Raw genomic sequence first — 22,482 nt, 5'->3', positions numbered from 1 at the left:
GCATCATCGCGCTTCCTGGCGCTCGGGACGGTGCTCGGTCTGCTGCATGTCCACGCTGCCGTCGTCCAGGCGAAGCCACGACTCGAAGCCGCGCGCGCCCCGGGCCAGCCGGATGACCCGCGCCCCGCGGGGGAAACCTTCCTTGCCGTACGTATGATAACCGGTGGCGCGGCCATAGGCGAGGCGAATGCCGTGCAGCTCCCCCCAATAGTCGTTGATATGATCGTGGCCGGCAAACGTGCCCATGACGTCCCCCATCTCCGTCATCGCCGCGAAAAAGCCCGAGTTGAGCTGCGGACTGCATACGCTCTCGTGCTTGCTCCCGTAGCAGACGCTGCGCTCCCACACGGCTGCGTATTCCGGGAGCGGGATATGGAAGAAGGCGAGCGCCGGCAGCGGGCTCCCGCCGTTCAGCGCCGCGAGCTTGCGGGATTCGGCCGCGTACCAGTCGATCTGATCCTTGCGGATCCAGCCGTAGCCCTCGACTTGGGGGAGCGGGGCGTAATCCCCGCTGTCCAGGAAATAGAGCGCTGCGGCGTCGGTCCCGTCCGAAGCCGCTACTGTCAAGACATAATTGCCGAACCCGCTGATGCCCGGCGTATGGCTCGCCAGGCAATTTTCGCGTGCTAGGAGCGCATCCAGCATCTGTGCCCGCGTCACGTTCGCCTCGGCATCGTGATTGCCGAACACCGCCGCCCACGGGATGCCGCTCTCTTCCGCGGCCAGAACCGCCTCGCGCAGGGAACGCCTAGGATCTTCGCAATACCCGCTGTATACGAGATCTCCCGTGAAGACGATCAGATCCGGGGCTTCCGCTTGCAGCACGAGACGCATGAGCGCCTCCGTCCGCTTGTCGTCGGCCTCCCCGTTCTGCCAATGCACATCGGTAAATTGCACGATCTTAAACGTTCCGTCTTCTCTATAACGCAGTCGACTCGTCACTGTGGCTTCCTCCTTGCATAGTTTCTTGGTCCCCATCCTCGCCGTCGCTCACGGCCGATCGCGCATCCGGCCAAGTCCTGTGCACCGTCACCGCGGCGAGAACAATCCCTGCGGCAGCTTCGCTTCCCAAGCCTCCGGCGCTGCGAGCCCGAGCGCGTGAACGACGACGGCCGCCGTATCCTTGATCGAGACGTCCGTCCGAAGCTCGGCGCCCGCGGTTATTCCGGGACCGGCGCAGCCCCAGTAGATCGTCTTGTCCATCGGGTGATCGCTGCCGTGGCCGTACTTGTCCGCGCCGCCGCCGCCGTGGTCGGTGACGAAAATGAGCAGGCTGTCGCCTGACAGACCGGCTTCCTCGATCGCGCGCAGGATAATGCCCGTATTCGCATCGGTCTCCTCGATCGCCGCGATCTGACCGGGCGTATTGTAGCCGTGCTTGTGCCCTGCCGCATCCGGCAGATCGAGCTCGATATAAAGCAGCCTCAGGTCGGGATTTTCCCGAACGTAATCTGCGGCGGCTTGCGCCAGATCGGCGTCGCCCATAGAGACTTTGTGCACGCCGATCGCGTCCTCGACAATACCCGCGTTGATCGGCCGCCAAGCGCTGAACGCCGCCAGCTTCGCCTCGGGCCAAGCCTCCCGCGCGACCCGGAAGATCGATGGATACGGAGAGTCGGCCGGATACGTTTCCTTGTCCGCCTTCTCGTTGGTCAAGCCGTGCTTGGCGGGAGACACGCCATGCATGAGCGATCCCCAGCACTCCGCGCTGATCGTCGGCGACTCGGTCTGCGCCTCGAACGTGAACGTGCCCTTTGATACGTAGCGATCCAGGTTCGGCGTATGCGCATCTTGTACGAAAGTCCCTGCGCCGTCCCATCCGATTATAAGGACTCGGTTGATTTTCTCCATCGTTATTCCTCCCCCGTCTTTTACGATCCGTGCGCGGACGATGCGACCAGGATGATCCCGGCGGCCACCGCCGCAGAAGCCGTCACGCGGCGAACGCCTTGCCGCTCCTTCAGAATGAACAGGCCGAACAGCGTGCCGAACACGATGCCGACTTCGCGTACCGGGGAGATGGCCGACACGTCCGCCCTGCCCGCAGCCAGCAGGAAGAGCAGATAGGAGCCAGGAGAGAGCACCGTCCCCAACCACAGCGTTCTCCAATGGTTCCTGAGGGTGCGGCGAAGGCGGCCGCGCCTGCATGCGGCGGGCGTCAGGCCCAGCATGAATCCGATATTGGTCACCTCCAACAACGCCAACGGAGAGATATGCTGCAGGTTGATCTTGTCGATCAGCGTGTACGAGGCTATGCATAGGCCTACGCACACCGCCAGCGCGATCGGCTTCCGGAATTCCCTGCCCGTGTCGCCCCCCGGGGAGCGTCCGATCATGACCAGGAATCCGACGAGCATGCATCCGATACCGATCCATCCCCACGGCGGCATGCGCTCGCCGAGCAGCAGCGCGCCCGCGAGCGGGACGAGCAGCGTAGGCATCCCTCTCATGAGCGGATAGACCTGCGACAGGTCCCCCGCCTTGTAAGTCAGAGACAGCAGCACTGCATATAGCGCCTGCATGCCCAGAGAAGCTCCAAGCAGCAGCCACTCACCTGCGGCATAGCGCGCTTGCACCAGTTCCGCAACCAGCGACGGCAACAGGAGGACGGTGGCCGGCGCGTAGATCGCCCACAGGAAAACTGCTTTATCCTCGCTTTGCTTGGCGAACAGATTCCACAGGGCGTGGGCGAGTCCGGAGCACAACACAAATATAAAGGCGATCGTCATCGTTGGACATCCACTCCTCCTCGCTTTCTTTTCACACATGATAACACATAAACACACACATTTAAATAAAAAACCACATTACACACACAATCCCACAACAATAAACATGCCAGGCAAGGGAAACCGCCGGCAGGGCCGGCTCAACGACGCGCAAAAAAAGACGCTATCCGCGTTGTCCGGATAGCGCTCGTATGCGAATCTTACTCGTATATCAATTCATGCCCGCTCTGCCTGAACTGCTCCGCCAGCTCCCGATCGATCCTCGAATCGGTCACGAATCGCTCGACCTCCGAGCAGGCGCACACCTTGATCAGGGAGAGCTGGCCGAACTTGCTGCTGTCTCCCAGCGCGATCGTCCGCTTGGCATTGGCGAACATGATTTTTTTCACCTGCACCTCGCCCATGCCGTTGTCCGTTATCCCCTCGGCCAGCGTCACGCCGCTCAAGCTCATGAAGAACAGATCCGCGTGGAACCGCGACGCGAACTCTTCGGCGAGATCGCCGACGACGCTCTGCTCCTGCTGGCGGATGACGCCGCCGATTAATACGAGCGTGTAGTCCGGGACGGCGATGAGCTCCTGAACGATCGGCAGCGAATTGGTCAGCACCGTCAGCCGCTTGAACTTGGCCTTGAGCACCTTCGCCAGGGTCAGATTCGTCGTGCTGGCGTCAAGGGCGATCGACATGCCCTCCGACACGAAGCGAGCCGCGATCAGAGCAAGCTCCGTCTTCTCCTCCTGGTAGATCGATTCCCGGATCGGCAACGGAATCTCCGAGCTGTAATCCAACTCCCGCGCGATCGCGCCCCCATGAACGCGTTGCAGGCAGCCCTCGTTCTCGAGATATTCCAGATCGCGCCTGACCGTCTCGAAGGACACGCCGAACAGGTCCATCAATTCAGAAGCGCGGACCGACCGGTCGCGAGCCAGCTTGTCGACGATGGCTTGGTGTCTCTGTTGCGCGAACAACCGATCCTCTCCTTTCGGCTTTTCTTCCGCATGATCGTGTGCCGATCTGCCGAAGTGAAGCAATTCCCCCCCATTCTACACGAATCCTTGCACCTGTATCTATAAAAAGAGCCGTCCCGCAGTCATAAATGACGGGACAGCTCTTTTAGCTCCTTTAACTCGCGACATCGTGCGACTGCGGGCAAGACAGCCCCGGTTCGCTCGCTCAGTGCAAATCCACGGTCTTGTTCAGATCCGAATCCGGTCTGTCGTGACCGGTCAGCCGCTGGAACAGATGTGTGACCATCTTCATCTTGCTGCCCGTTTCCCAATATTCGGCCGTCTCCGCTCTGACCTTGATCAGCACCAGATTCGGATCGTCGTACGTCGTGTCGAGCAGCTTCTCGTAGGCGACGTTCCAGAACTCGCGGATCTTGGCCGGGTCGCTCACCAGCTCGGCTTCGCCGCGCACGGACACGTACGATTTGCCCACGTAAGCGACGTTTACGCGCAGATCCTCCAGCAGTTCCTCGTATTTATCGGTATCCTTGGACGTCAGAAACCACAGATCCCCGTCGAATTCCACTTCTTGCGTCTTGAGCGGGCGCGACACCAGACCTTCGGGCGTCACCGTCGTGAGCATGGCGGTATCGATTCCCTTGATCAGGTCTCTCACCTTGTCGATCGCTTCCTGGCTGGCCGTATGAATATTTGGCATGTCCTCACCTCATCGTTTGGAATAACGCCTTTCGACGCTCTCCGTATTATTTAAACCTAATCGGCGCCCCTTCAACCAACTGAGCCAATCGTCCTCCAACCTCCCGCAGCTAAGCATTGACGCACGGAAAGGAAGAGGCGTAAAATAATTTCGGCAAGTCCATGGGAAGTCCATGGGAATAGATCAGGTATGGAAGAGGTTGAATTGTTTTGAATTTTAAGGCTGTCGCAGTTTGCTTATATATCGTAGGCGTTTATTGGCTCTCATCGCACATGCCCGCGATGCATGCATTATTTTTCCCGACGCTCGGCGCTTTTAGCCTGCTTTTTATCGCGCATCCGTTTTCTCCGGGCAAACTGGGCAAAGTCGCCTTCGGCGCCGTCGTTGCCGTATTGATCGGTACGACGTTATCTTACGTGTATTCGGGCGCGGTTTCCTTGTTGATCGACTTGCTCGTCGTCATTTACCTGATCAATCGGTTTAAATGGAATGCGCCGCCGATTCTCGCCGTGTCGTTGATTCCGTTTTTCGTGCATTCCGACATCGTCTGGGTCATCCCCGCTTCCGTCTGCGTCTCCCTGATCGGGCTGGTGCTCACGCTGTGGATTGCCCATCATGTAGAGCGCGTCATCCCCGTGCAGACCCGGCGCGCGAGCCAGGCGGAGTCCGGCTAACACCAAAAAAGCGAATCGCCCTTACCGCGGCGCATTCGCTTTTTTATCCCCCCCTTGAGCGGAGGCGGCTTGCTTGATCTTGCAAAAAGGCGAGATTTTGTTTCGGCAAGGAGAATCGGGGCCCCTGTATCATCTGAAAAGCGGACTGCTCAAGATCGTGCGCCTTCATCCGGACGGCTCGCAATATCTCGTCAACGTCATCGTCCCGGGAGAAACGATTCCCCATCACTCGCTTATCAGTAAAAATGCTTGGTGATCGTCGAGCCATGCTGCTCGAGCACGGGCACCGCGGATTTGATGATCTCTATCGTACGGGAACTCAGCATGATCGGTTCTCCTCGCTCTCATGGACTTGGGATGCCCCAAGTATAATAAAAGCGGGAAGCCGTGTCCGTGTGATCTCGATCACACCAATTCGCAAGGATGTGTGAAGAAGAGGCCCGAGGCCTAGTCAGGCCTTTCTCAGGTAAGCGTTCAATCGTTCCGAGAACAAGAACATCGCTGCGGCCGATAGTGCGAGATAATACGGGAATATGCCGATCGTCGAATGCGAGGCGAGAAAGCCGAGCAGCGGCGGCATGAGCGTGCTGCCCGTATACGCGACGGCCATCTGGTAGCCCATGATGGACGGGGCGTGCCGCTTGCCGAACCTCACCGGCGTCTCGTGCAGCATGCACGGATAGATCGGGGCGAGGCCCAGGCCGATAATCATCAAGCCGGCGAAGGAGAAGCCCGCTGGCAGCGGGAGGACCAGCAGCAGGGCGCCGGCCAGCGCCGTCGCCTGCCCGTAGCGGATGAGCGCGCGGTTGGCCAGCTTGAAGGTGACGAATCCGGTGATCAGCCGGCCGATCGTGATGCCCATATAGAACATCGACACCCATTGCGCGGCAGTCGCGGCGGACAGCCCTTTGTCGCTGACGAGATAGCTGCTGCCCCACAGGCCGGCGGTCGATTCGACGCCGCAGTAGAACAAGAAAGAGACGAGCGCCAGCTTGACGCCTTTGACCTGCAGGGGCTTGATCGGTCCGTCGTCGGCGTCTCCGCCCGGCAGGGCTGACTCGTCCGGCGTCTGCCGGGCGGACGCGCTCGCGCGGCTCCGCGCGACGCGGTCCCACAAAGGCAGCGACGCGAACAAAATAACGACGAGGACGAACTGGATCCCCGCCACGGTGAGATAGCCGTCTCTCCAGGAGCCCGAGCCCGCTCCTCCGATATAGCTCGCCATGATCATAGGTCCGAGCGTGGCGCCAACGCCCCAGAAACAGTGCAGCCAGCTCATGTGCCGGGCTTCGTAATGCGCGGCCACGTAGTTGTTGAGTCCGGCATCGACGGAGCCGCCGCCGAGTCCGAGCGGGATGGCGAAGAGGACGAGCCAGATCAGCGAGGGCGACTGGGAAAAGCCCAGCAGCGCGCCCGCGGTCATGACACAGCTGATCGCCGCGACTTTTCCCGTGCCGAACCGCTTCAAGACGGCTCCGCTCGCCAGACTGGACACGATGGTGCCCGCGGCGACGATCATATAGAGGACACCTGCGGTCCCGAGCGGCGCATCCATGTCCGCGTGCATGACCGGCCACGATGCGCCCAGCAGCGAATCGGGCAAGCCGAGGCTGATAAACGCCAGATAAATAATCAATAAAAAGAAGGTTGCCATCGCTTGCTTGCTCCTTTAAATCCGTATGCAGAAATCTGGAAGCTGGATGTCTGTGTGCTGGATGTCCTTAAGCCGGAATTATACGCTTGCGCCGGAGATCATCCGATGCAGCCCGAGGCTCCGCAAGCCGTCCAGATAATCCTGCCGCCAGTCGCTCGCGGTCAGGCGAGGCAAATGCGCCGGCGGCACGTAGACGCCGCTCTGCTTGGCAATTCGGTCCAGCAGCGTCTCGCTCACCTCGTCCCGGCAAAAGACGATCGTATGCGGGTTCAGAATCGCCGTGCAGGAAGCGACCATCCGGCTAACGGCATCGAGCTCCCTTTCATTCATCAGTCCCGGCGGGGATGCATGGGCGCGATTCAGCGCCTGCGTGAAGTTCCGGTCCTCGTACTGGGGCAGGAAGGACACCTCTCCGGCAAAAAAGGTACTCCCGCGCACGATGTCCCCGTTCACGAGGATGCCGGCGCCCGGCCCGTTCTGGCCGAAGTACAGATAGACGATCGACGGATTGACGTGCTCGCTCTTCTTTTCGTTGAAGCCCAGGACGGCGGCGTTCATGTCGTTTTCCACGATGACCGGAATTGCGAACCGCGCCTCCAGGAAACCCTTCAGATCGAAGTCGTGGTACGTCTCGTAGCTTGGTATAAAGATGATCTTGCCGTTGTTGACCGACCCGGGCACGCCGACGGCCAACGCCCGAATTCTGGGGTGCCGGGCGAGGATCTGCGCGATATACGCCGACAGTATCTCCGCGTCCCCTTCGAGCAGGCTCGACGTCGTCCCTTCCTCTTTGACTTCGCCGAGGCAATTAAAGATCGAATAATGGCTTTCGTTCTTCTCCAAAAACAGGGCAAGCCCCAGCATATGCTCCGGATTGTACGCATACCGCTGCGCCCGCCGTCCGCCGCTCGACTCGTCGAGTCCCGCCGCGACCAGTTCTCCTTCGCCCTCCATGTCGGACAGAAACTTGCTGATCGTCGGGAAGCTGATGCCCAGCATGCCGCTGAGCTCGACCTTGGTCATGCTGCCGTGCGTAAGCAATGCGGCGCGTATGCCGCTATAAATCAATCTGCTGCGGTCTTTGGGCGTCGCGATTCGTTCCTTCACGGGGTCACCGCCTTTCATTGCACAGACTTATTAAACCAATTTAATAAGTGGATGTCGCAAGTTTAACAGATGCGGCGCGCTTTGAATAGCACAAAAAAGAGGGGGAAACGCCCCCCTCTCCGCAGGTACACGCTATTCAGCGCAATTCCGCCGCCGCGGCGCGTTAACGATATGTCGCATCTTTATTGCGACTCTCCCGCGCGATTTGGACAAAATAACGATGTGCGACATCGTTACTCTTACCCGCTACCTCCGTGGAGGCACGGCAGCGATACGCCGCGGCCTTATCATTTCGCTACAACGACTGCCGCATCGCTTGGCCGAGCCGCCAGTTTGCGATAAACCTTCGCGTACACCCATACGGCATTCGCCAGCAGCAGCGCGCCGGTCAGGCCGAACACGTACCGGAGCCCGAACCATGCCGCGACCTGGCCGCCCAGTACGGAGCCGGCGAATACGCCGAGATAACCCGCCGCCATGGAGAAGCCGAATACTCGGCCGGTGATCTGCTGAGGCGTAATCTTTTTGAGCAATATATTGACTGAAGGCGTGAGCCCTGCGGACGTCAGTCCCAGCAAAAAGCGCAGGATCATGAGCTGCCACGGCGCGGTCACGAACGCTTGGGGAATGAACAGCAAGCCTGCGACGGCGATCGATGCCAGCATGACCTTGTGCGCGCCGATCCGGTCGGACAACCTGCCAAGACGCGGAGCTGCGAAGATGTTGGCGAGGCCCGACGCCGAGAACGTAATGCCCGCGATCAGCGCGACATGTCCGGCACCGCGAGATAGATGCGTGATATATACGGTGAGGATCGGCTCCACCGAGTAGAGGGCAATCGTCAGCACGAAAAAGGTGGCGAACAGGACGAGCGTGAGACTTTTCTCGGGAACGAGACTCCAAATTTCTTTGAACCTCGGCACCCGTTTGTCCTCGCGCTCGAACGATTCCCGCACGAATAGCGCGGTCGCGACAAATGCGACGAACAACAGCGCGCCCGTGAAAAAAAACACGTCGCGCATCCCGAAGTTCTCGCCGATGAAGCCGCCCACCGTCGGACCGAGCAGCGATCCCGCGATACTCGCCGTGGAGAGCGTGGCAAGCGCATAACCCGCATGCTCTTTGTCCGTCTGCGTGGCAATCATGGTCGTACAGGCCGTTCCGTAGCCGGTAATGACGCCTTGCAGCAACCGAAGCCCGATCAGCACGTATACGTTGTGCGCAAAGCCCATGCAGCCGATAACAATCGCCATGCCGAGGCTCGCGCGCAGCAGCATCGGCTTGCGACCGAACCGGTCCGCCGCAAGCCCCCATATCGGCGAGAAAATCGCCGAGACGATAAACGTAATGCCGAATGCAAGCCCGGACAGTTGAGAAACATACGCTTTGTCTTGGACGCCGAGGTGCTGGATGAATAGCGGTAGCACCGGTGCAAGCTGACTCATGCCAATCCCCGTGACGAACATCCCGAACCAACATACGAGCAGGTTTCTTTTCCATATCGGCATGGCCGACAAGCCTTCTTTCAGCCGCGGGAACGGCAGCCCGTCCCGCGATTCGTTAATTCAAGCCGTGCGCCCATTCGCCCGCGGTCAGTACGTCCGCCTGCCGCGGAAATACCTTTTCGGTGAGCACGCGGTGCACCTCGGGATCCGCATCCAGACAGGCATCCGACAGTACGCTCAGCGTAAAATCCCGGTCTGCCGCTTCCCGCAGCGTCGACAGCACGACGCCGCTCGTAGAGATGCCGCACAGGACCAGCGAGTCGATCCCGCGTGCGCGGAGCAGGACGTCGAGTCCGCTGCCTGCGAACGCGCTGACTCGAATCTTGGTGACCACCGGCTCGCCAGGTTCCGGCCGCACCTCATCGAGAATCTGCGTGCCCGCGTCCGCAAAAGTGGCGCCGCTGTATTGCGCGATTCCGGCGAACATTTTGTTGCCCGGATGAACCTCGGGATACCCTTCGCGGAAGGCGAGCCGGATGTAAATGACCTGAACGCCGTGCTCGCGCGCTGCGCGAACGGCTGTCCGAAACGGCAGCCACCGCTCCTCATCCATCGCGTATCTTGCGACGATCGACTGCTGCATATCCATGACGAGCAGCGCCGTCCTGCCGGTTTTTCTATCCATGTTGAACACTCCCCTGCACCATGATAATATTAACCGGAGACATCTCCACTTGATATTAAGCGGAGACCTCTCCGCTGTCAAGCGAGACCGGATTTGTATAAAGGCAAGAGGGGGAGTCCCGCATGAATGATAAAGAAGAAGCCGTTCCGCGCCCGGAGAGGCGCGATGCCGCCGAGAACCGTCAGCGCATTCTGGATGCGGCGCTCCGGCTGTTCGACCTGCATGGTGCCGGCCAGGTCAGCATGAATCAGATCGCGACCGAAGCCCAGATCGGCCCGGGCACGCTCTATCGCCGGTATCGCAACAAAAGCGAGCTGTGCCTCGACCTGATGAAGGACAACATTGTCCTGCTTTTCGACGATATCGAAGCTTATCTCGAGACGCATCGCGCAGGCTCGCCGAGCTTGCGGCTGCGCGGCATCGTGAGCCTGTTCGTCGGTTTCCGCGAGAAAAAAAACCAGCTGCTGGCGGGTATCGAGGAGTCCCCTCCCGCAAACCGTACCAAGCCGAGAACGCTGAGCCCGCTGTACGGGCAGCTGCATGAGATCCTGGTCGTGCAGTTCGAGGAGATGCGCGGGTCCGCGCAGGACAACGCCGCCGCGCAAGCGAGCGCCGTATTCAGGGCGGACATGCTGCTCGTGGCGCTCAGCAGCGAGTCCTATTCCGCACAGCGGGACGTTCGCGGGCTATCGCCGGAGGAGATCGTCGAGCAGCTGCGCCAGACTTTTTTCCCGGAAGAGGGCTGACTGGGCGACCGTATAAGAAGAAACGCAAGGGATAGTCGAAAGTCGCCCTGGCGGTCTCTTTTAAGGTTGGCGGATAGCCGAAGCTTAATTTGTGGGGAATGCCTGTCGATGCTTCGTCCGATAGCCTTTCCAATGGACCCGCGTATCGTCGCCCGCGTCGTTCTTTCGCCGCAATGCCTGCAAATATACATCTTTTTATGCCGATATCGTCCCGTTTAAACAAGATAGACGCAAAAGCGCAGTTATTTTACGCCATAAGTCGAATTTCCGGCTTCCGTTTTGATTTTGCCTGCATATTTGCAGGTATTTCATCAAGTATTGCTCGTCGGCAGAAAATACATGTACAATTGCAGGCTTTTTAAACCACCGAACTCCAAAAACGCCGGTACGAGCATCGTGCGCTTCCTTGTCCGCGAATTGCCGCCCAATCTATACATTTAAATCTTCCAAAAAAAAGCGCACCTCCCGACCGTCGGAGAGCGCTCTTGCGTATGGCCGTTATTTTGCCCCCGGTACCTCCGCGGCGGCCAACATCGCCTCGAACGCCTCCGGGCTCACCGGCCTGGAGTAAAGATACCCCTGGCCCACCGGGCAGCCATGCTCCATCAATACCTGCCGTTGATGCTCGGACTCGATGCCTTCCGCGACGACGCCCAGGTTAAGGCTGAGCCCCAGGTCGATGATCGTCTTGAGCATGGACAGCTGAATGCGGTTGTCGATGTCGTCGATGAAGGACTTGTCGATCTTGATCGTATCGATCGGCAGCTTGGGGATTATGAATAGCGACGAATAACCCGTGCCGAAATCGTCGATCGAGGTGCTGATCCCCATTTTTCTGAGCGCATGCAGCACGTCCGTGCTCTCCTTCACGTTTTGCATAATGCTCTCCGTGATCTCGAGCTCCAGATACGCGGCGGACAAGCCCGTGCGTCTGAGAATGCTGCGGACCGACATCAGGTACTCGCGATGCTGGAACTGACGGACCGATACGTTAACCGACACGCTGAGCGCCGGGTATCCTTTGTTCTGCCAGGCTTTGTTCTGCGCGCATGCCTGCTCCAGCACCCAGTCTCCGATAGCGACGATCTGTCCGGTCTCTTCGGCGATGGGGATGAACTCCGCAGGGGAAACGAAGCCTAGCTCCGGATGCTCCCAGCGAAGCAGCGCCTCCATGCCGATGATGCGCTTGGTCCGCAGGTTGACCTTCGGCTGGTAATGCAGCCTAAACTGCCGGCGCTCGATCGCCCATCTCAGCTCGTTTTCCAGCTTCATCTTGCGGGCCATGATCGCGTGCAGCTCCGTATCGTAGAAGCGGAAGCTGTTTTTGCCGCTCTCCTTCGCCAGATACATGGCCGCGTCGGCATATTTCAGCAGGTCGTCGCTCGAACAACCGTTATCCGGATAAATGCTGATGCCGATGCTGGGCGTTACGATAATTTCGTTGTCCTCGAAACGAAACGGCTCGCGAAATTGCCCCAGAATCCGGTCGGCGGCGGCAGCGCACCAGGAATTCGCGGCATCGGTCAGAATGACGACGAATTCGTCGCCGCCAAGCCTGTATAGCGGCGAACGGGCGCCGACGGAGCGTCTGAGCCGCTCGGCTGTCTGAATCAGGATGCGGTCCCCCGCTTGATGCCCGAGCGTATCGTTGATTACCTTGAACCTGTCGAGATCGATCAGCAGCAGGCCCGCCCGCTCTTCGGTTTTTCCGATGATCCGTTCCAGGTCCTGTTTGAAGCCGATTCGATTTTTTAATCCCGTGAGCGGATCGTGGTAAGCCAAGTAGCGGTACTCGTCCATCAGCTTGTTCAGGACGCGCATCATGCGGAGCTGACGCCCTACGACCAGCAGGAAGAGAAGCAGCAGGCCGAGGCTGAGCGCATTGAAGTCCCAGTGGCTGCTGAGGACGAAGAGAACGACAAGGACGGCGATGCTGGCATACGGAAAGACGGATTCCTTAATCTGCGAATCGGGCTCGCGCTCCTGCGTCGGGTCGTCCCGCGTCGGGTCGTCCCGCCCGTCTCCCGCATAGCGGCCGCCCAGTCCGATCAGGAGCAATGCGAGCACCCAGAGCACGTCCACGAATTGGCCGGAATGCTGCTCCCGCTGCTCAGCAAGATATGCGTAGCCGATATCGCCCACCACCTGGCACAGCATGCCCCAGACGACATACAGCATCGAGTTGGTAAGCGCGCCCTGCTGCAGCAGGGAATAGTAGAGAATCAGGGTAATCAGGAAGATGCTAAGCGACGCTAAGGGATAGACGACGGAGAGTACCGTGACGAACGGAGATTCGTCGGCGATGGATATGATCGGATTGATGACGAAGTGAATGCTGGCGCAGGTTGCCGTAACCGTAAATACGACGATATTGAATATATATCCGCCCCTGGCCGAATGGCCGTGGACAAGTCTGAATTTGCCGAACAAGGCAGCGAGGAAAAGCCAATAAGCGATTAGCCAGCAGATGTAGGAAAAGACGGAATAGTCGGTAGCCGTGGAAGCCAGCTGTTTGTAGAGAAGCTGAAAATTGGACAGCGTGTTAAACATCAAGCCGACGCCAAGCAGCAGCCAGAAGCTGCGGCGCTTGCCCGCCGATCGCAGGCCGGTTCCCAGCGTCCAACAAGCGCCGATGACGCCTGCCGCAATCTGCAAGATGTTGGAGCCCAAGACGCGCATCCATTCGTCATCCCAGTAAATAAAATACCAGCATCCGATGGCTGCAGCGAATCCGCCTAGCAAAAATAAAGGCAAGCGTCCAGAACTTAACATAGTAATCCCTCACGATGACTAGAATTGGGCGGCGATACACTCGAGGAAATACGTATTAGGTAATCATTTGATTTGCAAAAAGCGTAAAACAAAAAGCTATTTCCCACGGAAATAACCTTTTGTACGGTACAGTTTCCTTGGCAGCCCGGCGACCGTAGTTTCCCTTAGGCCCGTAGCTTTGCGTCCTCGCCTTTCGACGAATTTGCCTTTTTCATGCCTGTTCAATTGGTTATATACTATCACCTTTGCTCCCAAATACATAGAACTTTTTTCCTATAAAAGAAATAATTCCGCTTTATCCATGATAGGCGGATGGCGATACGCAGCGGCGGATTTTTCTCATATGATGAGGTACGAACGGAGGAGAGCAACCTTGAGCAAACCCGGCGTATCCATCGTAGCCTGCACGAACCGTCCCGAATTTTTTGGCAACGTGCTGGACAATTATATGCGACAGCGTTATAGGCACAAGCAAATGATCGTCATCGTCAACAAGGACGGCGTCGACATAAAGGCGCTGCGCCGGCAAGCGGCCCGCTGTCCGGACGTTGCCGTCTACAGGGTGCCCGAGAGAATCTCTCTCGGTCAATGCCTCAACTGCGGCATCTCCAAAGCCAGGTATTCGCTGATCGCGAAGTTCGATCACGACGACTACTATTCCCCTTATTATTTGAACGAACAAGTCCAGGCGCTCCTGCGGACCGGCAGCTCCGTCGTCGGCAAGCACGCCTGCTTCGTCTACCTCGCCGCGAGCCGCCGACTGATCGTCCGTTCGCCCGCCGAGCGGCATCGTTTCATGAACTTCGTTCAAGGAGGCACGATTCTGTTCCGCCGGCGCGTGCTGAAAGACGTGCGGTTCGCCGATATTTCCCTGGGCGAGGACGTGCGGTTCCTGCGAAGCTGCCAGAGAAAGGGGCATAAAGTATACGCGACCTCGCCTTACAACTATGTCTATGTCCGCCGCAAGGACAAAAAGACGCATACGTGGAAGGTGAAAGACCGTTATTATGTGAAGGGAAGCACGCCCGTCGCGGTGACGGACCGGTATCGTTCCTACGCGATCCGAAAGGCATGAGCTTGAAGATGGCCCCATCGGGTTCGATCGACGGCAAAAGGCCTGCGGTCCGCATGCTCCGAAGGATGGAGATGCCGAACCGCAGGCCGCTTTTTCAAGTAAATATTCACAGTGCGTTAATGCCCGACCGCATACTCTTCCTGTTCGATCGACGGATCGAATTTCTCCCTGCTCATGAAGAACGCTGCGAGCAGCGCGACGACGGCCGGGACGATCGCCCAGGCGAACGTATGGACGATCGAAGAGGAGAGCGCCGCCGTGATCTTTTCCAGCGCTTCGGCAGGAATGCTGCCGCGCAACTCCGGCGACAGAATCTTGCTCGGGTCGCTCAGGTCGACCCCCTCGGGTGCGGAACCGGCGCCGAAGACGGCCGTCAGCTTGTACGCGAATACGTGGCTCTGGACGATGCCGAACACGGTGATGCCGAGCGTCATGCCGAGCTCCCGGTTGAAGTTCAGCGTCGAGCTCGCCGAACCCCGCTGTCTGGCCGAGAAGCCGTGAATGGCGGCATTGCTGAGCACGGAGAACGAGGAGCCGATCCCGAGGCCGACCAGAATCATAAAGATCGTAATCGTGAGCCGCGAAGAATCGGTCGTCAGCGTGGTGAGCAGGGCGATGCCGATCACGAGCAGCGTCAAGGTCGGAATCATGATGGAACGGTATTTAAGCTTGGAGAGAAAGGAACCGCCCCCGGCAGCGGTCACGACCGATCCGAGCATCATCGGCAGCAGGACGAGCCCCGAATTCGTCGCCTTCCCGCCCAGCACGCCCTGGATGAAGACCGGAATATAGATCGAGGCGGTGATGAACGCCGCGCCGCTGAAGATCGCCATGATATTGCTCGTCGAATACAGACGGTTGCGGAACATCCCGAACGTGATGATCGGCTCCTCGACCCGCCGCTCGATCAAGACGAAGGCGACGATCAGTACCGCGAATGCCGCGAACAAGCCAAGGATCGTCCCGGAGTCCCAGGCGTATTTCTTGCCGCCCAGCTCTAGCGCGAACATCAGGCACACGACCGAAGCGACCAGCGCGAACGCGCCGAAGTAATCGATCCGCTGCTTGGAATGCTGGACGGATTCTTTGTAGAAAAACGCGATCATCACGAACGCGATCAGGCCCAGCGGCAAATTGATATAGAAGATCCAGGACCAGTGGACATAATCCGTCAGATAGGCGCCGAGAAGCGGCCCGAATATGCTGGAGAGGCCGAATACGGCGCCGAACAGCCCGCCCATCTTGCCCCGCTTGTCCGCGGGAACGACGTCGAACATGATCGTGAACGCAATCGGCATAAGCGCTCCGCCGCCGATCCCCTGAATCGCACGGTAGATGCTAAGCTGCACGATCGTCTCCGCCGTTCCGCATAGGGCCGAGCCGGCCATGAACACGATAATGCCGAAAATGAAAAAGCGTTTGCGGCCGTACATATCCGACAGCTTGCCGAAAATAGGCATGCCGGCCATCTCCGCCACCATATAAGCGGAGGTCACCCACATTAGTTTATCGAAGCCGCCCAGGTCGCCCACAATCGTGCCGATCGCGGTCGCCACGATGGTATTGTCCATCGATGCCATGAGTATGGCCAGCAGCAGCCCCGCCAGTATGATGCCCATATTGGTTCTTTTTGCAGCCATTTCGTTTTCCTCCGGTTTCCCTTTTTGTACTGCCGCGATTTGAATTCCGTTTAAATTCCGTATCCCGCGGTTAACGCCAGCTTAAGATACTCCCCGGTATAGGAACCCTTTGCCCCCGCGACCTGCTCCGGCGTGCCCTCAGTTACCAGTCCTCCCCCGGCGTCGCCGCCTTCCGGACCGATGTCGATCACCCAGTCGGAAGCCCCGATCAGTTCCAGCCCGTGCTCGACGACGACGACCGTGTTGCCCGCGTCCACCAGCTTATCCAGCAACGCCAGCAGCCGCACGATATCGGTCGGATGCAAGCCGGTCGTCGGTTCGTCCAGTAGATAGAGCGTGTGGCTCCTGGACGGCTTGCCCAGCTCCTTGGCCAACCGGATCCGCTGCCCCTCGCCGCCAGACAGCGTCTTGACCGATTGCCCCCATTTCAGATAGCCGAGGCCGACCTCGCACAGCATCCCGATCATGCCTGCCATTTTGGGCTCGCCCGCCAGCACCGGCAGGCTCTCCTCCACCGTCAGATCGAGCAGGTCGGAGATGGAATATCCCTTGTAGCGCACCTCCAGTACCTCGTCCGCAAACCTTCTGCCTCTGCAATCCGGACACTTGACCTCGAGATCCGGCAAAAAGTTCATATCCACGGACACCGTGCCGAGCCCCTGACAGGTCTCGCAGCGTCCGCCCGGCGAATTGAAGGAGAAATGCTTGGCGGTCAGCTGCGCGGCCTTGGCCTCCGGCAAGCTAGCGTACATCTGCCTCAGCGGCGTGAACAGGTCCGTGTAAGTAGCGACGTTCGAGCGCTGAACCCGGCCCATCGGAGATTGGTCGACGATGACGATGCTGCCGGCATCCGCCAGACCTTCGATCGCGCTGCACCCCTGCGGCGCAGGTCCCTCCGGACTACCCTTGGCCAGCAGCTCGAACACGAGCGTAGACTTGCCTGAGCCCGATACCCCGGTCACGGCGACGAGAAGACCGAGCGGAAAGGAAACGGCCGGAATATCGAGATTGCGGAGCCGTGCCTCCCGGATCGTGATCCGCTTGCCGCTTCCCGTCCTGCGCGCGCGCGGGGGCGCCGGCCGGCGCTGCCCTGCGAGATATGTGCCGGTCGCCGATTGCCCGCTCGCCATCAGCTCCTCCAGGCTGCCCTCGCCCGTCACCATGCCGCCGTGCACGCCGGCGCCCGGGCCGATATCGATTACGTGATCGGCGGCCCGCATCATCTCGACGTCGTGCTCGATCACGAGCACCGTATTCCCCAAATCTCGCAGCTGCCGCAGCACCCGGATCAGACCCGCCGTGTCCCGTGGATGAAGCCCCGTCGTCGGCTCGTCCAAAATATACAGCACGCCGGTCAGGCCGGAGCCGAGCAGCGAGGCCAGACGCAGGCGCTGCGATTCTCCGCCGGACAACGTCACGGTCTGACGGCTGAGGGACAGATAGCCGAGACCCACGTCCATGATGCGCTGCAGCCGCATCGGCATCTCCTCGAGAACGGGCTCAAGCAGCTGCCGCCCTTCGACCGGCACCGACTCGGCAAGCCTCGCCGTCCATGCGAGCACCTCGCCGAGCGACATCTCCGACACCTCGGACACGGACGCGCCGGCGACCCTTACGCGTCGAATCTCCTCCTTCAGACGGGCGCCGGCGCATTTGGGACAAGTCTGCTCATGGAAAAATCCATCCTTGTCCGCGTTGCCGCCCTCTCCCTCCTTCTCCTTGTAGCGCCGCCACAAGCCGGGGATGACACCTTCAAACTTCGTTCCCTGAACCGGCTTGACGTTCGGATAGTGACGTTTGAACGCTTCGCTGTCGACACCGTAATAGAGCAGGTCGCGCTGTACCTTCCCATACGCCTCAAGCGGCTGATCCGGATCGAATTCAAAGCCGAAGTGTTTGCCGGCAGCGACCAGGATTCGCATCTGGATGTCGCGATGCACGCCGTTCAGCGAGGCAACGCCGCCGTCGCGCAGGCTGAGCGACGGGAAGAATACAGCCGCCTCGTTGAGGCTCGCCGCATGGCCGAGCCCGCCGCAGGTCTCGCATGCGCCCTCCGGCGTATTGAAGGAGAAGTGTCGCATGCCGAACTTCTCCAGCCGCGCTTCGCAGTGCGGACATGCGAACGAACCGGCCGCATCCCGATCGTCCTCCTCTTCGGCCGTCAGGCCGGGTGCAGGACCATAGGACGGCGGGATGCCGCCGCCGCAGAACGGGCATTCCCGCTCCCCCAGCCTCGAGAAAATAAACCGAACGAACGTATAGACGTCCGTCGCGGTGCCGACCGTCGAACGGGGATTGCGGCTCGAGACCTGCTGGCCGATGCTGATCGAAGGGGATAAGCCTTCGATGGAGTCGACCTTCGGTTTGCCGATCGCTTCGGCGCTCATCCCCATCGACTCCATATACTGCCGCTGGCATTCCCGCTGGAGCGTGTCCATCGCAAGCGTCGACTTGCCCGAGCCCGACGGCCCCGTCAGCACCACCAGTTTGTATTTGGGAATCGAGAGCGAGACGTTTTTCAGATTATTTTCCCGCGCACCTCGAATGACGATGCTGTCCATCATGAACATCCGCCCCTTCCATTTAGAATTCCCCTTTTGCATATGCAGAACCGATTCGTTACAATGTGGGATATTAGCTCTGCCTATCAAATATCTTGTCTATCTAATATCTTGATTGTCGAGATATATGTATCTTAGAAGGAGGTTGATCCTCTGTCAAGCGATCGGCAAGACCCCGAAGCAGACCCGCGGGAACAATTTACCTTGCTCATGCGCGGACTCGGCACGCGAACCGTTCAATACCAGCACAACGTCGCCGCCGCGCTAGGACTGTATAACAACGACTTTATATCCGTTGATATTCTCCGCGAAAAAGGGCCGATTACCGCCGGGGAGCTGTCCAGGCTCACCGGCTTGGCGACGGGCAGCGTGACCGCGCTCATCGACCGGCTGGAGAAGATCGGCTACGTCCGCAGGCAAAACGATCCGAACGATCGCCGCCGGGTGATCATCGTGCCGGAATACGAGAGCAAGGAAGAGATCGGCAACATCTACCAGCCCCTCCACGACGCCATGATCGAGTTGGCCGCATCCTATTCGGCCGAAGAACTGGCGTTGATCTCGGGATTTCTGGGCAAGGCCGGCGCCGTCATCGAAGCGCAGATCGAGCGGCTGAGCGCGGCCGTGCGGACCAAGTCGGGGCCGGAGGCGTAACGGGCGAGCCGACAGGAGATAAGACGAAAAAAACCGTCGGGGAGAGCGGACGTCCCCGACGGTTTTTAAGCATGGATTCCGATTCGATTCTTTCATTCGATCGCAGGCGGAAGCTTTCGTTCAAGCGACTTGACATCACGCCGTCTTCGCCTGCGCTTCCCGCGCGGGAGGCGCCGCGCGCCGGCGATGGTGCAGCATGACGTAGAACAGCACGGACAACAACGCGATCGATCCCGCGCCCGCGTACATCATACGGTAGTCCGAGACGGAAGCGATCATGCCCATGAAGTAGGAGCCGACGCCGTAGCCCAGGTCGAACATGAGGAAAAACGTGCCCGTAGCGCTCCCTCTCCGGTGCTCGGACGCCAGCTTGATCGCCAGCGTCTGGAAGCAGGGCAGGAGCGCCCCGTAGCCGATGCCCATGGCGGCGCCGGTCAGCAGCACGGCGGCGCTGGAGTGCGCCTGGCCGAGTACGATCATGCCGATCGCGAACAGAGCGATGCCGGGATAGTACAGATAATGCTCCTTGTAACGGTCGAACACCCGTCCGATGACGGGACGGGAGGCGACGATCATCACCGCGAACACGACAAAAAACAGCGCCGTGACATGCGTCTGATGAATCTCCTCGGTAAAGGCCGCGAAGAAACCTGACAGCGAGCTGTAAGCGAACGATACGACGAAGCCGACGATCGAGATCGGCAGCGCCTTCGGCTCGATCACGTCGCTCCAATGCAGGCGGCCCTTCTTCGCCCCGGTATTCGCCGCCACAGGCGCGGCGGGCCGATCCGGCTCCGGCCTAGTCCCGGTCACCCGCATGCCAATCCCAAACGCGAGCGACAACGCCGCGATGACGCATACCGCAAGCAGCAGCACGTCCACGTTTTTGTCCTTCCACAGCCACAGGCCGAGCGCCGGCCCGATCGCCATCGCGATGCTCATGAACATGCTGTAGTACCCGACGCCTTCCCCCTGCCGCGTGCGGGGAATGAGCGAAGTGGCGGCCGCGCTCGAAGCGGTCGACGCTACGGCATAGCTGACTCCGTGCACAAGGCGCACCGCGAGGAACAGCAGCATCCCTTTCGCACCGAAATAAGCGATGCAAGCGGCCAGGAAGACAGCCAAGCCGATTACCGTCATCCTTTTTTTGCCGAACCGGTCCGCCCACATGCCGGACAGCGGCCTGCCCAGCACGCCTCCGACGACGTAGATCGTGATCGCGAGGCCCATCTGCTGCTGACTGCCATGCATGCTGTCCTTCACGTAAAGCGGAAAGGCCGTGGCCAATATATAAAACGTCAAAAACATAAAAAAGCTGCTCAAACAAACGACGACAAAGTCTCTCGTCCATATTTTCTCCTTGATCACAGCAGTACGCTCTCCATTCTCCTCATAAAGCTTCTCTAGTGTGCAAACATTATAAGCCTCGCCGATTCATCATGTATAATACTAATTTTATGATAAATTGATCACATGAACGTTATATAAGGAGCGCGATCAAGCGGTGGAGTTTTTGCAGCTCAAATATTTTCAAGCCGTGGCGAGGCTCGAGCATATTACGAAGGCCGCCAAGGAGCTTAACGTGTCCCAGCCCTCGCTGAGCAATGCGATCGGGCGGCTCGAGAAGCGGCTCGGCGTGCCGCTGTTCGTGCGCCAGGGCCGGCAGGTCAAGCTCAATGCGTTCGGCAAAACGTATCTGAGACGCGTCGAGCAGGCGTTTCTCGAGCTGGAGGAGGGCGAGCGCGAGCTGGCGGACATGGCGGGACCCGATCATGGCATCGTCTCGATCTCGGTGACGCTCCCCTATGTGCTGCCGACGCTGCTCAAGGACTTTCTGACCGCGCATCCGCATGTCCGGATCATCCAGCATCAGCTCGGCTCCGTACTTGAGATGAAGACGAAGCTGGCAAATGCCGACATCGACTTCTGCGTCTCCTCGACGCCGATCGCAGGTCCCGATATCGAGTGGCTGACCCTGGCGGAAGAGGAACTGTGCCTGACCGTGCCCAAGCGGCACCGGTTCGCAGGGCGAGAGCGCATCGCGCTTGCCGAAGCGGCCGACGAGCCCTTCATCGCGCTGTCGCCGAGGTCCAACTTCAGGGAAATTACGGACAGCTTCTGCCGCCAGGCCGGATTCGAACCGCATGTCGCCTTCGAGCTTGAAGAAGTGAGCGCGATCCAGACGCTCGTCGAGATGGGGCTGGGCATCACCTTCACCCTGCCGCTCTCGCTCGGCAACCGAGCTTCGAGCCCGGACACCGTCCAGGTGAAGATCGCGGAGCCGGTATGCAGGCGGACGTTCGGCATCGCCTGGAACCGGAAGCATTACCTGTCCGAAGCCGCCGTGCACTTCCGGCAGTTCGCGATTCAGTTTTTCGGGAAGCTGTAGGCAATCGCAAAAACGACCGCTCCGGCTAGGACGAACGTCTAGCTGGTCGGGTTGGTTCCTACCTGGGAACAACAGCGCGACTCAGGCGTCTGACTGGTCGGGTTTGTTCCTACGTGGGAACAACAGCGCGACTCAGGCGTCTGACTGGTCGGGTTTGTTCCTACCTGGGAACAACAGTGCGACTCGGGTGTCTGGCCGGTTGGGTTGGTTCTTCGTGGGAACGACGAGGCGACACTTATGTGCTGCTGGTCTGAGGTACTCCCGACATCCCGCGCCGCACGTAACCGCACAAACAAAAATCCGCCCCGCAGTCCGTAATCGGACTTGCGAAACGGCTCCATACTTGCGGCCCATCCTTGCGCCCCGTATCCTTTCGACTCCCGTCCTCTCGCCTTACTCCGCGCTCCGCCGCACCGGCAGGCTCCCCTTCCGCTGCGCGAGAATCTCGGGGATGTGCAGCTCATGCAGAACGCGTTCACCTCCTGCACGCTGTCCTTGCCGAATTTTTTCAGGATGCTTGACGGCACTCAGGATGGCGGAGGCCGGTATATTTTTGAGCAAATAGTTAGTGACGCCCAGCTCGAAGGCGCGGAACACCGTGTCGTCGGTCTCGCACACGGTCAGCATGACGACCTTGATCTCCGGCTTGTACGCCAGAATCTCCGACGTCGCCCGCATGCCCGCCT

The 22,482-nt window shown here is 59.5% G+C and carries 19 protein-coding genes, 2 pseudogenes and 1 riboswitch; of the genes and pseudogenes, 6 read left to right on the top strand and 15 right to left on the bottom strand.

Annotated elements, in window-relative coordinates; genetic code table 11:
* Positions 1-3: 3 nt before the first annotated feature.
* The 5 genes from ACFSR7_RS17375 to ACFSR7_RS17355 all read right to left on the bottom strand — a co-directional run bounded on the left by ACFSR7_RS17375 (position 4) and on the right by ACFSR7_RS17355 (position 4,394).
* Positions 4-942, bottom strand: coding sequence for a metallophosphoesterase family protein (locus ACFSR7_RS17375; RefSeq protein ID WP_378163670.1), 939 nt, complete (start codon positions 940-942; stop codon positions 4-6).
* Positions 943-1,029: 87 nt separating this feature from the next.
* A complete protein-coding gene (locus ACFSR7_RS17370; RefSeq protein WP_378163668.1) occupies positions 1,030-1,851 on the bottom strand; it encodes an alkaline phosphatase family protein in 822 nt (273 codons plus the stop codon).
* Positions 1,852-1,871: 20 nt separating this feature from the next.
* Complete coding sequence (locus ACFSR7_RS17365) at positions 1,872-2,729, bottom strand: DMT family transporter (protein ID WP_378163666.1); 858 nt, start codon at positions 2,727-2,729, stop codon at positions 1,872-1,874.
* Positions 2,730-2,929: 200 nt separating this feature from the next.
* Complete coding sequence (locus tag ACFSR7_RS17360) at positions 2,930-3,697, bottom strand: DeoR/GlpR family DNA-binding transcription regulator (protein WP_378163664.1); 768 nt, start codon at positions 3,695-3,697, stop codon at positions 2,930-2,932.
* Positions 3,698-3,902: 205 nt separating this feature from the next.
* Positions 3,903-4,394, bottom strand: coding sequence for a pyridoxamine 5'-phosphate oxidase family protein (locus ACFSR7_RS17355; protein ID WP_378163662.1), 492 nt, complete (start codon positions 4,392-4,394; stop codon positions 3,903-3,905).
* Between the two features lie 209 nt (positions 4,395-4,603).
* Between ACFSR7_RS17355 and ACFSR7_RS17350 the strand changes: the two genes are divergently transcribed.
* A complete protein-coding gene (locus tag ACFSR7_RS17350; RefSeq protein ID WP_378163660.1) occupies positions 4,604-5,068 on the top strand; it encodes a hypothetical protein in 465 nt (154 codons plus the stop codon).
* A 73-nt stretch (positions 5,069-5,141) separates the two neighbouring features.
* Positions 5,142-5,321 (top strand): annotated as a pseudogene (locus tag ACFSR7_RS17345) (cyclic nucleotide-binding domain-containing protein); the annotation flags it as partial.
* On the opposite strand, the pseudogene ACFSR7_RS17340 reads toward ACFSR7_RS17345, so the two are convergent.
* From ACFSR7_RS17340 to ACFSR7_RS17320, 5 genes and pseudogenes are all read right to left on the bottom strand, one after another.
* Positions 5,308-5,394, bottom strand: a pseudogene (locus ACFSR7_RS17340) (hypothetical protein); the annotation flags it as partial. The pseudogenes ACFSR7_RS17345 and ACFSR7_RS17340 sit on opposite strands and share 14 nt — an antisense overlap.
* 125 nt (positions 5,395-5,519) lie before the next feature.
* On the bottom strand, positions 5,520-6,722 hold the full coding sequence (locus tag ACFSR7_RS17335) for an MFS transporter (protein WP_378163658.1): 1,203 nt from the start codon (positions 6,720-6,722) through the stop codon (positions 5,520-5,522).
* Between the two features lie 78 nt (positions 6,723-6,800).
* Positions 6,801-7,829 (bottom strand): ROK family transcriptional regulator, encoded by a 1,029-nt coding sequence (locus ACFSR7_RS17330; protein ID WP_378163656.1) that lies wholly within the window; start codon positions 7,827-7,829, stop codon positions 6,801-6,803.
* Between the two features lie 287 nt (positions 7,830-8,116).
* The gene (locus ACFSR7_RS17325) at positions 8,117-9,337 is read right to left on the bottom strand and encodes a multidrug efflux MFS transporter (RefSeq protein WP_378163654.1); all 1,221 of its coding nucleotides are present in this window, start codon (positions 9,335-9,337) and stop codon (positions 8,117-8,119) included.
* Between the two features lie 52 nt (positions 9,338-9,389).
* A complete protein-coding gene (locus ACFSR7_RS17320) occupies positions 9,390-9,959 on the bottom strand; it encodes a cysteine hydrolase family protein (RefSeq protein ID WP_378163652.1) in 570 nt (189 codons plus the stop codon).
* Between the two features lie 122 nt (positions 9,960-10,081).
* Between ACFSR7_RS17320 and ACFSR7_RS17315 the strand changes: the two genes are divergently transcribed.
* Complete coding sequence (locus ACFSR7_RS17315) at positions 10,082-10,705, top strand: TetR/AcrR family transcriptional regulator (RefSeq protein WP_378163650.1); 624 nt, start codon at positions 10,082-10,084, stop codon at positions 10,703-10,705.
* Positions 10,706-11,203: 498 nt separating this feature from the next.
* Here the strand turns inward: ACFSR7_RS17315 and ACFSR7_RS17310 are convergent, their stop codons facing one another.
* Positions 11,204-13,384 carry a putative bifunctional diguanylate cyclase/phosphodiesterase gene (locus ACFSR7_RS17310; protein WP_378163648.1) on the bottom strand — a complete coding sequence of 727 codons (2,181 nt, stop codon included), beginning with the start codon at positions 13,382-13,384 and terminating at the stop codon, positions 11,204-11,206.
* A 229-nt stretch (positions 13,385-13,613) separates the two neighbouring features.
* A riboswitch (cyclic di-GMP riboswitch) is annotated at positions 13,614-13,694 on the bottom strand.
* Between the two features lie 156 nt (positions 13,695-13,850).
* On the opposite strand from ACFSR7_RS17310, the gene ACFSR7_RS17305 reads away from it, so the two are divergent.
* Positions 13,851-14,552 (top strand): glycosyltransferase family 2 protein, encoded by a 702-nt coding sequence (locus ACFSR7_RS17305; RefSeq protein ID WP_378163646.1) that lies wholly within the window; start codon positions 13,851-13,853, stop codon positions 14,550-14,552.
* 116 nt (positions 14,553-14,668) lie between these two features.
* Here ACFSR7_RS17305 and ACFSR7_RS17300 read toward each other — a convergent pair whose 3' ends face one another.
* The gene (locus ACFSR7_RS17300) at positions 14,669-16,192 is read right to left on the bottom strand and encodes an MDR family MFS transporter (protein WP_378163645.1); all 1,524 of its coding nucleotides are present in this window, start codon (positions 16,190-16,192) and stop codon (positions 14,669-14,671) included.
* Positions 16,193-16,242: 50 nt separating this feature from the next.
* Entirely contained in the window at positions 16,243-18,756 is a 2,514-nt protein-coding gene (gene uvrA, locus ACFSR7_RS17295) for an excinuclease ABC subunit UvrA (protein WP_378163643.1), read from the bottom strand.
* Between the two features lie 207 nt (positions 18,757-18,963).
* Here uvrA and ACFSR7_RS17290 point away from each other — a divergent pair, with 207 nt between their 5' ends.
* A complete protein-coding gene (locus ACFSR7_RS17290) occupies positions 18,964-19,407 on the top strand; it encodes a MarR family winged helix-turn-helix transcriptional regulator (RefSeq protein ID WP_378164624.1) in 444 nt (147 codons plus the stop codon).
* Between the two features lie 135 nt (positions 19,408-19,542).
* Here ACFSR7_RS17290 and ACFSR7_RS17285 read toward each other — a convergent pair whose 3' ends face one another.
* The gene (locus tag ACFSR7_RS17285; protein WP_378163641.1) at positions 19,543-20,775 is read right to left on the bottom strand and encodes an MFS transporter; all 1,233 of its coding nucleotides are present in this window, start codon (positions 20,773-20,775) and stop codon (positions 19,543-19,545) included.
* Positions 20,776-20,911: 136 nt separating this feature from the next.
* Between ACFSR7_RS17285 and ACFSR7_RS17280 the strand changes: the two genes are divergently transcribed.
* Positions 20,912-21,796, top strand: coding sequence for a LysR family transcriptional regulator (locus ACFSR7_RS17280; RefSeq protein ID WP_378163639.1), 885 nt, complete (start codon positions 20,912-20,914; stop codon positions 21,794-21,796).
* Positions 21,797-22,189: 393 nt separating this feature from the next.
* Here ACFSR7_RS17280 and ACFSR7_RS17275 read toward each other — a convergent pair whose 3' ends face one another.
* Positions 22,190-22,474: a response regulator gene (locus ACFSR7_RS17275; RefSeq protein ID WP_378163637.1), complete on the bottom strand. Its 285-nt coding sequence runs from the start codon at positions 22,472-22,474 to the stop codon at positions 22,190-22,192.
* Positions 22,475-22,482: the final 8 nt, after the last annotated feature.

The sequence above is a fragment of the Cohnella sp. GCM10020058 genome, assembly GCF_042683485.1.
GTDB lineage: Bacteria > Bacillota > Bacilli > Paenibacillales > Paenibacillaceae > Cohnella.
The sequence above is the reverse complement of the archived record's forward strand: the minus strand, read 5'-3'. Positions and strand labels throughout refer to the sequence as shown.

Excerpts from the sequence above, each read along its gene's own strand:
- ACFSR7_RS17335 (WP_378163658.1), bottom strand. The coding sequence starts at position 6,722 with ATGGCAACCTTCTTTTTATTGATTATTTATCTGGCGTTTATCAGCCTC.
- ACFSR7_RS17275 (WP_378163637.1), bottom strand. The coding sequence starts at position 22,474 with ATGCGGGCGACGTCGGAGATTCTGGCGTACAAGCCGGAGATCAAGGTC.
- ACFSR7_RS17290 (WP_378164624.1), top strand. The coding sequence starts at position 18,964 with ATGCGCGGACTCGGCACGCGAACCGTTCAATACCAGCACAACGTCGCC.
- ACFSR7_RS17355 (WP_378163662.1), bottom strand. The coding sequence starts at position 4,394 with ATGCCAAATATTCATACGGCCAGCCAGGAAGCGATCGACAAGGTGAGA.
- ACFSR7_RS17370 (WP_378163668.1), bottom strand. The coding sequence starts at position 1,851 with ATGGAGAAAATCAACCGAGTCCTTATAATCGGATGGGACGGCGCAGGG.
- ACFSR7_RS17365 (WP_378163666.1), bottom strand. The coding sequence starts at position 2,729 with ATGACGATCGCCTTTATATTTGTGTTGTGCTCCGGACTCGCCCACGCC.
- ACFSR7_RS17325 (WP_378163654.1), bottom strand. The coding sequence starts at position 9,337 with ATGCCGATATGGAAAAGAAACCTGCTCGTATGTTGGTTCGGGATGTTC.
- ACFSR7_RS17315 (WP_378163650.1), top strand. The coding sequence starts at position 10,082 with ATGAATGATAAAGAAGAAGCCGTTCCGCGCCCGGAGAGGCGCGATGCC.
- ACFSR7_RS17300 (WP_378163645.1), bottom strand. The coding sequence starts at position 16,192 with ATGGCTGCAAAAAGAACCAATATGGGCATCATACTGGCGGGGCTGCTG.
- uvrA (WP_378163643.1), bottom strand. The coding sequence starts at position 18,756 with ATGATGGACAGCATCGTCATTCGAGGTGCGCGGGAAAATAATCTGAAA.
- ACFSR7_RS17320 (WP_378163652.1), bottom strand. The coding sequence starts at position 9,959 with ATGGATAGAAAAACCGGCAGGACGGCGCTGCTCGTCATGGATATGCAG.
- ACFSR7_RS17310 (WP_378163648.1), bottom strand. The coding sequence starts at position 13,384 with ATGCGCGTCTTGGGCTCCAACATCTTGCAGATTGCGGCAGGCGTCATC.